General features: G+C 38.0%; 14 protein-coding genes. 2 read left to right on the top strand and 12 right to left on the bottom strand.

The window, feature by feature from the left end:
* Positions 1 to 5: 5 nt before the first annotated feature.
* From RYK12_RS02945 to RYK12_RS02890, 12 genes are all read right to left on the bottom strand, one after another.
* Positions 6 to 647, bottom strand: a complete 642-nt coding sequence (locus RYK12_RS02945) for a phosphate uptake regulator PhoU (protein ID WP_000945328.1) — start codon at positions 645 to 647, stop codon at positions 6 to 8.
* A gap of 57 nt (positions 648 to 704) precedes the next feature.
* Complete coding sequence (locus RYK12_RS02940) at positions 705 to 1,451, bottom strand: protein phosphatase 2C domain-containing protein (RefSeq protein ID WP_000239018.1); 747 nt, start codon at positions 1,449 to 1,451, stop codon at positions 705 to 707.
* Entirely contained in the window at positions 1,435 to 3,543 is a 2,109-nt protein-coding gene (locus RYK12_RS02935) for a glycosyl hydrolase family 28-related protein (protein ID WP_000834743.1), read from the bottom strand. The genes RYK12_RS02940 and RYK12_RS02935 overlap by 17 nt, the downstream gene beginning before the upstream one ends.
* Before the next feature lie 921 nt (positions 3,544 to 4,464).
* Positions 4,465 to 5,691 (bottom strand): DegT/DnrJ/EryC1/StrS aminotransferase family protein, encoded by a 1,227-nt coding sequence (locus RYK12_RS02930; RefSeq protein ID WP_314846831.1) that lies wholly within the window; start codon positions 5,689 to 5,691, stop codon positions 4,465 to 4,467.
* Positions 5,692 to 5,733: 42 nt separating this feature from the next.
* Positions 5,734 to 6,426, bottom strand: a complete 693-nt coding sequence (locus RYK12_RS02925; RefSeq protein WP_000922210.1) for a sugar transferase — start codon at positions 6,424 to 6,426, stop codon at positions 5,734 to 5,736.
* 130 nt (positions 6,427 to 6,556) lie between these two features.
* Positions 6,557 to 8,299 carry an ABC transporter ATP-binding protein gene (locus tag RYK12_RS02920; RefSeq protein ID WP_314846828.1) on the bottom strand — a complete coding sequence of 581 codons (1,743 nt, stop codon included), beginning with the start codon at positions 8,297 to 8,299 and terminating at the stop codon, positions 6,557 to 6,559.
* Positions 8,289 to 10,034, bottom strand: a complete 1,746-nt coding sequence (locus RYK12_RS02915; RefSeq protein WP_314846826.1) for an ABC transporter transmembrane domain-containing protein — start codon at positions 10,032 to 10,034, stop codon at positions 8,289 to 8,291. Before RYK12_RS02915 ends, RYK12_RS02920 begins: the two co-directional genes overlap by 11 nt.
* Positions 10,035 to 10,088: 54 nt before the next feature.
* A complete protein-coding gene (locus RYK12_RS02910) occupies positions 10,089 to 10,724 on the bottom strand; it encodes a DUF421 domain-containing protein (protein WP_314007267.1) in 636 nt (211 codons plus the stop codon).
* On the bottom strand, positions 10,721 to 11,176 hold the full coding sequence (locus RYK12_RS02905; protein WP_314846823.1) for a DUF3290 family protein: 456 nt from the start codon (positions 11,174 to 11,176) through the stop codon (positions 10,721 to 10,723). The genes RYK12_RS02910 and RYK12_RS02905 overlap by 4 nt, the downstream gene beginning before the upstream one ends.
* A 126-nt stretch (positions 11,177 to 11,302) precedes the next feature.
* Complete coding sequence (locus RYK12_RS02900; RefSeq protein ID WP_125442989.1) at positions 11,303 to 11,944, bottom strand: SdpI family protein; 642 nt, start codon at positions 11,942 to 11,944, stop codon at positions 11,303 to 11,305.
* Positions 11,925 to 12,212 carry an autorepressor SdpR family transcription factor gene (locus tag RYK12_RS02895; protein ID WP_000006509.1) on the bottom strand — a complete coding sequence of 96 codons (288 nt, stop codon included), beginning with the start codon at positions 12,210 to 12,212 and terminating at the stop codon, positions 11,925 to 11,927. The genes RYK12_RS02900 and RYK12_RS02895 overlap by 20 nt, the downstream gene beginning before the upstream one ends.
* The gene (locus RYK12_RS02890) at positions 12,196 to 13,095 is read right to left on the bottom strand and encodes a CPBP family intramembrane glutamic endopeptidase (protein ID WP_247930663.1); all 900 of its coding nucleotides are present in this window, start codon (positions 13,093 to 13,095) and stop codon (positions 12,196 to 12,198) included. The genes RYK12_RS02895 and RYK12_RS02890 overlap by 17 nt, the downstream gene beginning before the upstream one ends.
* Before the next feature lie 220 nt (positions 13,096 to 13,315).
* Between RYK12_RS02890 and RYK12_RS02885 the strand changes: the two genes are divergently transcribed.
* Positions 13,316 to 14,143: an exodeoxyribonuclease III gene (locus RYK12_RS02885; protein WP_314846815.1), complete on the top strand. Its 828-nt coding sequence runs from the start codon at positions 13,316 to 13,318 to the stop codon at positions 14,141 to 14,143.
* A gap of 11 nt (positions 14,144 to 14,154) precedes the next feature.
* Positions 14,155 to 14,541: a VOC family protein gene (locus tag RYK12_RS02880; RefSeq protein ID WP_084861690.1), complete on the top strand. Its 387-nt coding sequence runs from the start codon at positions 14,155 to 14,157 to the stop codon at positions 14,539 to 14,541.
* Positions 14,542 to 14,774: the final 233 nt, after the last annotated feature.

The following is a 14,774-nucleotide window of genomic DNA, read 5'->3' as shown; positions in this document are numbered from 1 at the left end:
TCTTTCTAATTTATGTTCCCATATTTTCTATACATTATCCATTTATAAATTGATTGCGTAGTATGAGCAATTTTATCAAGGTGATGAATAATATCTAAAGCACCAATTACTTCAGAAACATTCCCATCATCTTCAAATATGTAATTCATTATTTTATTTTCAATATTTGTACTAAGCTCTTCTATCTCATTCTGTTTTTGTATAACAACCATATCTAAACATCCAGATTGTTCCTCTCTATAACAAGATATAGCCCTATTCATATGCAGTCCGATAACTTCATGAAGTATTTTTATTTCTGAAATAATTTTCTTCAAAATTTCATTATTTTGAATAATCTGTAGATTTTTTAAAATTTCAACAATTCTATCCCCAATACGTTCAATGTCAGTTGATATTTTTATTACACTAATAATTCTTCTTAAGTCATATGAAACGGGATGTTGTAAACAAATTAACTCATATCCTTTTTTATCAACATTTAGAACTGACTCATTTATGATTAAATCTTCTTTAATCAATTCTATTCGTTCTTCATTTGATAAATATTCAAATAACTTCTCATATTTATCAAGCACAGATACCCAAATGGTCTCTAAATTATTTGATAATTCTATAATTTCATTTTCTAAATATAACCTTAACATTTAGGTACCTCTTCTTAACAAAGTTCAATAGTAACAATTAATATTTTAAACAATATATCAAACATCAATAACTACAATACTTGCATCATCTTTCTTTCCATAGATTGGATCAATAGCAGAAGAATTAAATCTCATCTTAATTAACTCTTCAAAAGTTTTATTTTGATTATTTTGATAGAATTCATAAAAGCCATCGCTCATTAAAACAATTTGTTCACTAGTAACATCTATTTGATTAATAATAGCATGGTCTAAAAATCTCTCATCCAACGAACCTATCCAGTACCCACTCGGTTGATTAGATAATTTTCTGATTTTTTGTAAAATAATTTTTTTATTTAAAACACTATTTGTACCAATTGAGTCTTTTATCTCATTTTTCCCTTTTTCAAATAAGTTATCTACTCTATGATCAGTTATTTCCATTTCGTTTACTAACATGACGCAGTCACCTAGCATCATATACTCCAACTTTTTTTCTGAAAGTTTAGCAAATATAAAAGCAAATGTTGGTAAGCGATAATACTCTGTTAATTCATATGAGTTTAAACCGATTTCATCTTTAACCTCTAGTAAAGCAGTTTCAAATATTTGTTTAAGAGTTTTTGATTCTTTACAATTAACCGACAAACTTTCTGATAAAATATGTACAACTTCTGAGACTGAATAACCTATCTCCTCTTTAGAATTATATAAATCTGTAGCTCCATCAATAATCCAAAAATACTGATTTTGTGAACCTACAGCATCCTCATTTTCTACGGAACTTCCTTGTATCGAACAAATTTTATTTATCTTTACCATAATACTTCAACCCTTTTAGTGTCAAAAGTAAACCAATTCCTGTCACTGTTAAGAATAGTTCCATAATCTTGTTCGAACCAGTCTTTGGTAATTTTTGTTTTACCTCTACTATTTCTTTAGATTTATTAATATGATTTTCAGTTTCTCTGCCATCTCCAACTTTTTTATGGTTCACTTCTTCTATCTTATTATCTTGTTTATTGTCGATCTTGTCATTAATTTGTCTATTATCTTTACTTGAGTTAAACTCTCCTTTCTTCTGGTTACTATCAATTACATTATTTGAATTAGATTGTTTTTCATGCACATATGAACTTGTTTTAAATTTTTCCTCTTTGTTTTTTTCTTTTTCGTTTTTATCACTTAAGTTATTTGTTACAATTTTGTAAAGCCCATTCTCCGTTACAATATTGAAATTACCATCGCTATCACGTATAACTGGTTCTTTCCCATTTGCATTAGATTTGATGAATGATATATACTTACCGGATAAATTATAAAATTGGTTATTTAAAACGGTTATTTTACCCTTTGAATCCTCAATAACAATTCCTTCTTTACCGCCGAATATACTATTCTCTGAGACTACTAAATTATCACTAACTCGTAATAATTCAATATTTGGTTGTTCTGTTTCCTTAGAATTATTATTAATTACATTTTTTGTTACAGTAATATCTGATACTTTTCCTAAATATTCTGCACTATCTTTTGCTACTCTAATAGCCTTTGTTTTAGGATCAGAAATATAAAATGTATTTTCAGTAATAACGACTTTCTTATTTAAATCAAGTTCATCTTTTACATTTTTATAACTAAAAGCATTTATTAAGGCTGCACCATTTTCTCTATAATGTACACTTTCTCCTTTTACTTTCTTATCAAATCTATTTCCTTTAATTAAAATATCAGTGAATCCTGTAAAACGTACACCAGAATACATCATGTTATCAAAATGATTATTTAAAATTTTAATATTAGAGGGGTTCTGTGTCGACAATGTTTGATAGTGTGTACCAATTGCTGTTACTAATTCTCCAGATTTATCACTTTTACCAAAATATGAATTTTGAATAGTAACATTTTCAGATTTTTTCCCATCATCATTCAAAGCATAAGGAAAACCTTTTCTAGTCAATGGTTCAATCTGAATACTCTCCTTACTTATAATTTGCCCATCTTTCATAGTTTTAGGTAAAGCTTGACCAAGAAAACGAGAATTATCGACTAATACATTTTTCGAACCTGCAATTTGAATAGCATGCCCTTGATAACTATCCTTGAATGTTACATTTTTTATAGTTACGTTATTTGAATTCCCAATAGCAAATGCACCTGAAGAATTTATAAGTGGTAGATTTTTTGCTTTAGTTCCTTCTTCATTCAAAGCACCGTTCATATCAATAGTACCACCAGAATAACTAATATCTTCTGTTGGGCCCCATTCTACTTGCGCACCATCATCCGTAAATAAACCTGTCATAAAAACAATAGAAGGGTGATTCTTAATATTTATACCATTTAGAATTGTAGCTTTCTCATTCAATTCTAAGTGTGTATGACTTTTTAAAAAAACAATTTCTTTTACTAAATAAGTTCCTTCAGGAAAATATACATTTCCTCCGCCTAGTCCTTTAGCTGCAGCATCTATTGTATCTTGAATTGCTTGACGATCATCATTAACCCCGTCACCTATTGCTCCATAATCTTTAACATTCAAAGCTACGTGTTCGTTCAGATTAGTACTTAAAATAGTATTCACTTCCATCCCAGAGATGTTACCAATCATAGTATCATTTGTTATATCAGGTTTATTTTGATTAATACTCACTCCTCCATTATTATCAGTACTTAAACTTGAATTGTTATCAAGACTGAGAGTATCAGAATGGGGTTCCGCAGATAATGATGTAGATGTGCTACTCAACAAAGAGTTCATTTGCATATTATCTTTAGACGAAGAAGTTTCACCAACTACTTCATTAGCTAAAACACTTTGTGTTCCAATAAATAAAACCGCTAAGAGAACTGAGCAAACTCCCACCTTAGACTTACGAATAGAGAAAACCTCATTTTGTTGAAAAGATTTCATATTAGCCTCCAATTAAAAATATTATGTCCTAATTTAATATTCATATAAATTCCATACCAGAAAATGACACCGCTGTCATTTTCTTTATAATATATTTTTAAATCAAAATTGTCAAGGAATAACACAATAAAATATCAAAATTGTGAAAGCGTGACCATTTATATATCTAACCATACTTCTAATAATTCTTTAACCTTCCATTCAAAAGTGATTACTATCTTTCTTAGCTTGAACATAAAAATATCCTATTCACTGTATTTAAAGCATGTTGATATCTCGTAAAATACTAATTTATAAATACAAGAACAAATATCTTGTCATGCAAGCATTCACCAGGTATATTTACATGAATATCGTTCATATAGCGGATTGAAATCAAAACAATACAATATATTTCTTAAATAGATTTTCTATAAAAGCTAGATTCAAGCTCTATAAAAATAGACGCAGTTCTTCTAAAATACTGGAATAGGACATATAGATCATTGTAGACACGTGTTTTATAGATTATTTCAAAAGAATGACTAGAACATGAAAAATAGTCTCAAAACTTTGAACAATATTCTGAAAACAAAAAAGAAAGACGCGAGTTTCCACAACCTCATTCGTGGAAACTCGCGTCTTTCAAAAAATAGGGTGAATTGAAAACTAGAACAAGACACTACATTTTCTAAATGATGCCTAATAAAAATTCTAAATGCTACACCAAATTGCTCACATCTCATTTCAAACCATACAGTATATTGAAACTATAAGAGTACACCTTTGCTTCTAAAATATTGCTAGAAATTAATTTGACTATCCTGATTAATTTGTCCTGTTTTTATTTCATTTTACTATAGGACTTTCAATTGAAAACAACAGTTTCACACTCAATTAGACTTTTTAGAAACAGAATCACTATTACTTGACTGTAGTTTGTCATTTTTTTGATGAAGCTAGTACTTTTTCAGAAACTGTTTTGAAAGTCTCAATGATATAATCCACTTCCTCATCGCTTAATTTAGTGTGAAGAGGGAGCGTAATTTCATTTTCAAAGAAGGCATAGGCCTTAGGATAATTCGCCATATCAAAGCCAAGATTCTTATAGGCTGTCAAGAGAGGAAGCGGTTTGTAGTGTACGTTACTTGCAATTCCTGCTTTGGCCAATTCTTGGATAATAAGATTGCGTTCTTCTAAACTTGCTCCTTCTACATGGGTGATGTAAAGGTGACGACAAGACTCGACTGTGTCAGTCTCATGTGCCAATGGATGGATGCGAGAACCAGCAAAACCACGATCATAACGGTCCACGATGTCCTTACGACGTTGTAGCAAAGCTGGGTAACGGTCCAATTGTACCAAACCAAGTGACGCCATGATATCGGTCATATTGCACTTGTAGGCTGGTGTGACGATATCATACTCCCATGAACCCAATTGCATCTTAGCAAGGGCATCCTTAGTTTGACCGTGAAGTGAAAGGATTTGAAATTCCTTGTACATCTCTTCGTCATCAATCGCTGGATTGGCCTTCCAAGTCGCACTTCCTCCCTCAGCAGTTGTAAAATTCTTAACGGCATGGAATGAGAAGGAAGTAAAGTCAGCAATAGAACCAGCAGGTTGCCCTTTATAAGTAGATCCCAAAGCGTGGGCACTATCAGAGACAATCACGATACGGTTAAAGGCCTTTTGCCACTTACTAGTAGCTGTAAAGAGGTCACGTTTCTTCTCCACAACTTGGAACAAACGGTCATAGTCGCACACAATCCCCGCAAGCTCAACAGGAATAATCACCTTAGTCTTTTCAGTGATAGCTTGCTCCAGCAAGTCATAGTCCATTTCAAAAGTATCTGCTTGGATATCCACCATGACAGGTGTTGCTCCTACGTGCGTGATGACACTACATGAAGCTGTGTAAGTCATGGCTGGAACGATGACTTCATCTCCAGGACCCACTTCCAAAACACGCAAAATCAACTCAAGCGCGGCAGTTGCAGAGTTAAGACAGACAGTCTTAGGCGTCTGTGTATATTGAGACAAGCGACGCTCTAGTTCTTTTGTCTTAGGACCTGTTGTGATCCAACCAGAACGCAGGGTATCCGCTACTTCAGCAATTTCTGCTTCCGTAATATCGGGTGGTGAAAATGGAATATTGTAATTTGGCATTGATTTGCTCCTTTTATCTGTACTCATTCTCTCATGACTACTTTATTTTAGCACTTCAAACACGGTTTGAAACATGATTTTGATGTCTCCAAGGAAACTAAATTCTCGGAGATAGGCAAGATTATAGCGCATTTTTTCAGGAAGGACGTGTTCGACATAGGCTTGGTCAACTGACAGACCTTTTTCAGTCATTTGACTGATGATAGTGTCCTCATCCTTGTAGTTGATGCTGGCTGGAGAGGTAATTCCTGCCGGCAAAAGCAAGGTCGCCATCATTTCTGGGCTATATTGCTCTGTGTAGCGTGGCACCTCAGGTCGTGTACCGACAAAGGACATCTCGCCTTTAAGGACATTGACCAGCTGAGGTAGTTCATCTAAACGAACACGGCGGATGAAATTGCCAACCTTGGTAATACGGCTATCATTAGCTGAAGTCACCAGACTTCCTTTTTTGTCCGCATCCGTCACCATGGTACGGAACTTCCAAATCTTGAAAGGTCGATTGTACTGGGTCACGCGCTCTTGCTTGTAAATCACTGGCCCCTTGCTATCCAACTTGATCCAAATGCTCAAGATGAGAAAGATGGGAGAGGTCAGAACCAGTACGACTAAAGCCAGAACCCAGTCCAAACAACGCTTGAAAATCAGCGAACCCTTCCTTTTAGAGACAAGCTGGTAGTAAGACTCAACCTCGCTTGATTTCATTTCCACGGGCAAGTCTTCCCATTTCAGCATGCTGTTTCTCCTTTGTTTTTATTATACTATTTGTCAACATTTTTCATTATACCACAAAATGGAAAAGGCGGTGAAAGAAATCTGTAATTTGAAGGATTTCCTTCTTATACTCTATGAAAATCAACGAGTATTAGGCCATGGCACCCGCCTGCAAACTATACATCTTGTGATAGGTTCCTCCCAGAGCCAAGAGTTCCTCATGTGTTCCACTCTCGATAATACGCCCCTTGTCCAAAACATAGATGCAGTTGGCGTCTTGGATGGTAGAAAGGCGGTGGGCAATGGCAATGGTTGTCCGCCCTTGTCTCATCTTAGCCAGAGAAGCTTGAACCATGCTTTCTGTTTCAGAGTCTATATTGGCTGTCGCTTCATCCAAAATCAAGATTTTGGGCTGACTGGCAACTGTTCTAGCAAAGGCAAGAAGCTGGCGCTGTCCAGTTGAAAAGCTCGAACCACGCTCGGACACAGGTGAGTCGTAACCCTGAGGAAGGTCTTGAATAAAGGAATCTGCATCCACGAAGGCTGCAGCAGCCTGGACCTGCTCATCACTAATGTCTTGGTACATGGCGATATTGGACTTAATGGTTCCATGATAGAGGAAGGGTTCCTGCAAGACCAGACCGATGTTTTTTCTCAGCTCTTCCTGACTGTAGTCCCTAATATCCACATCGTCCAAGAGAACTCGCCCTGATTGAAATTCATAAAAGCGCATGAGGACATTAATAATCGAAGATTTCCCTGAACCTGTATGGCCTACAAATGCAATGGTTTCACCCTTATTAACGGAGAAGGAAATGTCATCCAGAATCGAATGTTTGCCATCATAAGAGAAACATACATGTTCAAAACGGATATTGCCTTCTTTGATCTCGGTCTGTCCATTTTCTTGAAGAGGCTCATAGGTCCTCTCGTCTATTAGGGCAAAGACACGACCTGCAGAAACCATAGAAGTTTGCAGGGTTGAAAAGTTTTGCGTCACCTCAATCAGGGGATCAAAGAGGCGGTTGATGTACTGAATAAAGGCATACATGGTTCCTGCCGTTATTCCCAGATAAAGTCCACGATAGCCAAAGTAAGCCATCAAAACGGCGTAGCCTATGAGTTTCAGTAAACTCATGGCAGGGCGCAAAAAGAGAGCATCCAAGGCTACAGAACGGTTGGCATAGACCAAGTGTTCTTGGTTGATTTCATCAAACTCTGCCTGTAGGCGCTTCTCTTGATTAAAGGCCTGGATTATTCTGATTCCCTCGATGTTTTCAGCCAGCTTGCTATTAATATCTGACAAGAGACTTCTGGTTTTCTCAATGATTTTCACTGATTTTTTCCGATAGAGATTGACCAAAAGGAAAATCAAGGGGAGAAAGAGCAATACTAATGCTGTCAAACGAAAATCCAACACCAACATGGTATAAAGAGTTGTCAGAAAGATGAAAACTGCTGAGATAAAGCTAGATAAAATCCCTGAAAACATATCGCTGATGGTCTCAGTATCATTGGTCAAACGAGAGACGATGGAGCCTGCTGGCGTCTTGTCAAAATAAGACATACCCAACTTTTCCATATTGGCAAAGGCATCGCGACGAATATCCCTAACAATACTGTAAGACACGCGCGCAAAGAGAAGATTGCCAACATACTGAACTACAGTTTGTAGGATGTAGAGACCATAGTAGACCAGCAAAACGGTCACAGCGAGTTGATTGAGATTGCTGAGATACTGGTCGATAAAGTGGGAAGCCACAAGGGGAATGACGCTTTTAATGATCGTAGTCGCTAGGAGAAAACTGAGGGCCAAAAAGGTCAGGAGTCCATAAGGCTTGAGATAAGATATCAAGCGCTTCAATACAGTCCATTGTTCGTTCTTATTCTGCATCTTCTTCTCCCTTCATTTCCAGCTGCTGAGACTGGTAGGTTTGAGCATACCAGCCATCCAAAGCTAGCAAGTCTTCGTGCCTGCCTCGTTCGATAATTTGACCATTTTGCAGGACTAAAATCAGATCTGCATGGACAACTGCACTGAGGCGATGAGCCGTAATAATGGTTGTCTTGTCCTTTCGCGTCTCCTTGAGGTTGTCGATAATCGCATACTCTGTCTTGGCATCCACAGCTGACAAAGAATCATCCAAAATCAAGATATCAGGGTCTAAAATCATCGCTCGACTCATGGCTATACGCTGCTTTTGACCACCTGAGAGACTAACTCCCTTTTCACCAATCAACGTATCAAATCCCTGAGGCATGGCTACAATGTCTTGGTAAACTTGGGCTAGCTTAGTCGCTTCCTCAACCGCTGAAAGGGGCAAGTTGGGATTGCCAAATCGGATATTGTCTAAAATCGAAGTAGCAAAGAGGAACTGGTCCTGAGGAACATAGCCCATAAGACTACGAAGGTCTGTCAAACGATAATCACGAATATCGTGACCGTTTAGGTAAATGGCTCCCTTATCCACATCGTACTCACGCAAGAGGAGCTTGATCAAGGACGTTTTCCCAGAGCCTGTCTGTCCGACCAAGCCCAATGTTTGCCCTTTTTCCAAACTGAAATGAATATCCGTCAGTGTTTCCTCATTTTCAAAGGCAAAACTATCAATAGCGTACTGCAGGCACCCGTTTTCAATGCCATCCAAAGGAAACTCAGGGTCTTGTACAGGTGATTCCTGAGACAAAAGTTCCTCAATCCGCTGGTAAGAAACCTTCCCTCGCTGGGTAATATTAAAGAGGAAGCCGATGGCCATAAGAGGCCAAACTAGCATATCCAAGTAGCTGATAAAGGTAACTAGATTCCCAACGGTAATCTGCCCCTCCTGAACCATCAAAGAGCCGACCAAGAGGGTTAAGACATAGGATGAACCAACAAATAAGAGAACCATGGGGTCAAAGAGACTATCGTATCTCATGGTTTGGAGATTCTTTTGGAAGGTCAATTCATTGACTGCCTGAAAGGACTTGAGCTCGTCCGCCTGGTACCCGAAAGACTTGGTCACTTTAATACCTGATACGGACTCCTGCACCTTGTTATTGAGTTCAGAAAAGGCAGCTTGTGATTCACCAAAGGCCTTATGAGTCTTTCTACCTAAACGACTGGTCGCATAAGCCATGAAAGGTAAGGGTAAAATGGCAACTAGGGTCATTTGCCACGAAATGCTAAAGAGCATGGTCATCAAGGTCACTAAAGCCGTGATAGAGGCATCCACGGCAGACATAACACCACCCCCTGCCAGACGCGTTAGGGCATTGATATCATTGGTTGCGTGTGCCATCAGGTCCCCCGTCCGGTAGGTTTGATAAAAAGCTGGAGACATTTTTGTGAAATGTTCAAATAAGCGAGAGCGCATAATCTGTCCCAAACGGTAGGAAGTCCCAAGGATATACATACGCCAAACATAGCGCAGATAGTACATCCCAAAGGCTGCAAGAAGCAAGTAAAATAGGGCAAGAAGGAGGTCCTGCTGGGTTAATTGCCCCGTAGTGATGGCATCAATAACCCTCCCCATAACCATTGGGGGAATGAGGTTGAGGACGGAAACCAAGACCAGAGCCACAATCCCGACTAAATAACGGCGTTTTTCTAACTTGAAAAACCACCAAAGTTTTTGAATAATGGACATAACATCCCTTTCTGATTGCAAATAGAAACCTGAGGCCAAGACCCCAGGTTTTTCTTATTCATAGGTTACGACTGTGACCGCACCCTTGTCATACTCAGCGATAAAGATATTGGCTACATTGTCATGTCCTTGTTTGCTGAGATTATCAAGCAGCCACTCTTCGCTACGGCCAATCGTTTCCAAGACATCGACTTGGATCACACCGTCAGTCACAACTGGATACTTAGGATTTTCATCTCCCATTTGGACCACGATGAGTTGGCCATTTTGCTCCTGCACAGCTCGTTTGACTTGTTTCATCTGGAAAATCCCTTGGCTACGAAGTTTGAGAGCAACATCTGCCGCAGACAAACCAACTGAACGACAGGCTTCTGGGTCAATCTGCCCATTTTTGATGAGGAGAGTTGGTTTTCCATCAATCAAGCGTTTGACAAAACGAACATTGTTATTGAGCCACTTGAGGGTCAAGACCAAAATCGTCCACATCATCAGAATCACTGCATACTGGAGAATACTGATAGAACTATTGTAAATCACCCCACCGATGATACCACCAAGAACATAGTTCTGAATTTGGTCTGTCGCAGAGTTAGGTGCCAGATTCCCCTTTCCTGTCACATTGATAACAAAAACAAGAGAGAAAAGACCCAAGGCCAGTTTGATTAAAATTTCCATATAGTTGAGTGTCATTTGTTTACCTCCACCAATTCAATAGCGTCTGTTTGATGCAATTCTAATTTCTCTAAAAGATACTTGTCTGGTTGGCTCCCGTTCATGGCACGGTAGATATTTGGACCTACCTTGACAAGCGCTCCATCAGTGGCAGCTGAAGTATTGACATAGACTTCTGATTTATCCACTCCCAAGTCTTTAGAAATAACCTCTATGAAATGAAGGGAGGTTTGAAATTGATTGTTAGAGGCTTGATTGGTCTGGTATTTTGAAATTGTCACCAAAAGCATGGCCACTAAGGTCAAAGCCAAAATCATGACCAATTCCCGAAACTTAGTCCCCTTTTTATCTCGATAGGCCTTAAAGGCAAAAAATCCTGTGATAACTAGGAGAACAATCCCAAAGCCAATCATGATGCCATTTTGCTGACTGATTTGGCTAAGCACATAGTCATATGAGTAAAATTTCATTTATTTTCACTCCCTTTCATAAAATCATTCTTAATTATAAACGAAAGAGGGTGATTTTTCAAACCATACGTTGGGGAAATAGACATATCAGACCAACTTCTCTAACTAATGACTCCAGTAGCTATTTCAAGATTCTGATTTTGATAATTGATAAGAATAGACACTAGGAATTATCACTACAAAGAAAAGTGTCAAGAAGAATACCCAGTAAACATATAGTTGCACAAAGGAATTTAGAAACAACAACAATCCTCCTAATACCCAAAGTTTTCCAGCTAGGCGATGCGTTTTTCTCCAGTTTTCATCATTCTCCAAGGTCCACGGTAGTCGAATACCGATTATATAATTTCGGTGTGTTTTTGGTAGATAATTTCCAATTACGATCATCACGATTCCCATAAAAATCTGAGCTAGTAGCCCACTCATCATGGAATAACCCAAAGATTCTCCGAAGATAGAAATCATTAATAGACAAGATACAAAAGGTATAATCCAGTAAATCAAAACTTGTATTTTTGAACTGATATTGCTAGATTTAGGATCCTTAATCATTAAAAATAGAAGCAACCAATGCATCAAAAGCATGAGAGTAGGTAATCCAAAGATAGCAGACATTTTATGATTGTAGCCATCTGCTTGACCCAGTAAATTAAAATGAGTGGGTATCTCCTCTGGTAATTGATTCCAGAAAACACAACCTACAAGGGAAGGTAGTAGGATGAGAATGCTCGTAAATAATACCAATTTCTTATTGATTTTTATCTTCATCAAAATGATCTCCTTTCAGATCTGCTAGCCAAACCATTATATCCTCTAAAACCGATGTATTTAACTCATAATAAATAAAGTTTTTTTCTTTCATTTCATGAATCAAATCCGCTGCTTTCAAAATCGTGAGATGGTGTGAAATAGTTGCACCTGTCAACTCGAATTGACTGGCAATTTCTCCTGCAGATAATCTACCTGCTTTGAGTAAATTTAAAATCTCTCTCCTAACTGGATGAGATAAAGCTTTAAAACTATTTGCAAAACTCATAATGACTCCTTTCCCTTTGTAATATTAGTAGGGCTAGGAATAAGCAAGGTAGAACTGATAGCATTCCGGTCGGTGATGGGCCTAAAATCAAGAGGCTTGAAACTTTTTCTCCTGGTAATTGGAAGAGTAACCCAAGACCTGCAGTTGCATTGATTGCCCCATGAAATAGGGCAGAAGCCCAGATAGAACCTGTCTTTTCCAACAACCAGCTCAACAATATTCCTAGGCTAAAACAAAATAGAAACATAGCAACAACTCCCAAAACGGGATAAGAAAAATAAGATAGTCCATAATTATAGCCTTGCAAATTGATTGGTAGATGCCAAAGACTCCAAATGAGACCAAGCAAGACATGAGTCTGGACTAGTGAAAAGCGTCCTCTTAGAGCTGGGTAAAGATAGCCACGCCAACCAATTTCCTCTCCCAATGCAAAGAAACTATTAAGAAAAGGAGCGTAGGTCAAACTAGCTAGGATTTGAATCAAGGCCAAGAAAGATAAGGGGAACGGTGATTGAAGGACTCCTTTTTCTTGTAAAATAGCTTGAATAGATTCAAAACCAAGGCTGAAATTGCTAGGAAATACAAGAAAATAAAGTCCCGCTCCTAAAAAACTGATGACTGCTGGTAACCAGATAGCTAGTAAGTAAAAGTGCCAGTTCCTCTTGAGATTCACAACTAATTTAGATTTGATTCCACTAGGTTGATTCGTGATTTTCCCTAAGAGAAAGACTGCAAGCGCAGGCATCCACATGGCTACAATACTAGCAAGTTGACTCCATGGAGAATTTAGACCAACACCACTTAGCCATAGTGCCAACCATATTATCCAAGCAAGGCCATAAGAAAAGACTACAAAAAGAAGGATTGTTCTCTTATTTGACATATTTGTACACTTCACTTTCTATTTAGATGTTTTTCTAAATAACATTATACACCTTTCCATTCTAAATACAATAACTATTTAGATTTTTTTCTAAATAGTTTAGGGGATTTTTATTTTCTCAGGATAAAGTCTAAAGAGTAATTTTTCAAGCCATACGTTGGGGAAATGGACCTTTTTTTGGTATAATAAAATCTATAATCTGAATGAAAAAGGTAACTTTATGAAACTCATCTCATGGAATATTGATTCCCTCAATGCTGCCCTAACTAGTGACTCAACTCGTGCCAAATTGTCCCAAGAAGTACTACAAACTTTGGTCGCTGAAAATGCTGATATCATTGCTATCCAAGAAACCAAGCTTTCTGCCAAGGGTCCTACAAAGAAACACTTGGAAATTTTAGAGGAACTCTTCCCAGGTTACGAAAACACGTGGCGCTCTTCCCAAGAACCTGCCCGTAAAGGCTATGCTGGAACCATGTTCCTCTATAAGAAAGAACTTACGCCAACTATCAGCTTCCCAGAAATCGGTGCCCCTTCTACCATGGACTTGGAAGGTCGTATCATCACTCTAGAATTTGATAAATTTTTCGTTACCCAAGTTTACACACCAAATGCTGGAGATGGACTCAAACGCTTGGAAGAACGTCAAGTCTGGGATGTCAAATATGCTGAGTACTTGGCTGAACTAGACAAAGAAAAACCAGTCCTTGCGACCGGTGACTATAACGTAGCCCACAATGAGATCGACCTTGCAAATCCTGCTAGCAACCGCCGTTCACCTGGATTTACCGACGAGGAACGTGCTGGATTTACCAACCTCTTGGCAACTGGATTTACGGATACCTTCCGCCACATTCACGGCGATGTTCCAGAACGCTACACTTGGTGGGCACAACGCAGCAAGACTTCTAAAATCAATAATACAGGCTGGAGAATCGACTACTGGCTGACAAGCAACCGCGTGGCTGACAAGGTAACCAAGTCTGATATGATTGACTCCGGTGCGCGCCAAGACCACACACCCATTGTCATGGAGATTGAACTCTAAGGAGAAAGCTAATGGACTATCAAGCTGTCATTCCTGAATTTGTAGTATCTGACCTCGAAAAGTCACGCCACTTCTACTGCGACTTGCTGGGATTTTCTGTCGAATACGAGCGTCCAGAGGAAAAATTTCTCTTCCTCTCGCTTGAAGACTGCCAACTTATGCTAGAAGAAGGCAGCACAGAAGAATTAGCCCAACTAACCTATCCTTTCGGGCGCGGTGTCAATATTTCCTTTGGCATTGCAGATGTTCCTCAGCTCCACCAAAAACTGCTGGAAGCTGACTATCCCATCCATCGTCCCCTGACAAAAAGAGAATTTCGAGTAGGAGATAGCTTTATATATCCCCATGAATTTGCAGTTTTGGATCCAGATGGTTATTTTTTAAGATTTAGCGAGTAGAATAATAAAGATTGGGAAAAAGTCTTTAAAATTAGAAAAAGGCATATTGTCAGGTGTTTAAAAACCTAATAATATGCCCTTTTATGATGGAAAAACCTTCTAAATGTTAGCCAATAAGTTAATTTTTCCCTATTCTTATTATATTTGTTCGTTTTTTAAAGCAAAACACTAACAAAACATTTGATTTCTAAAGTTATTTAGTGTAAAATAAAAACATTGGCTCAAGCCTATTT

Source organism: uncultured Streptococcus sp., from assembly GCF_963518475.1.
GTDB lineage: Bacteria > Bacillota > Bacilli > Lactobacillales > Streptococcaceae > Streptococcus.
The sequence above is the reverse complement of the archived record's forward strand: the minus strand, read 5'-3'. Positions and strand labels throughout refer to the sequence as shown.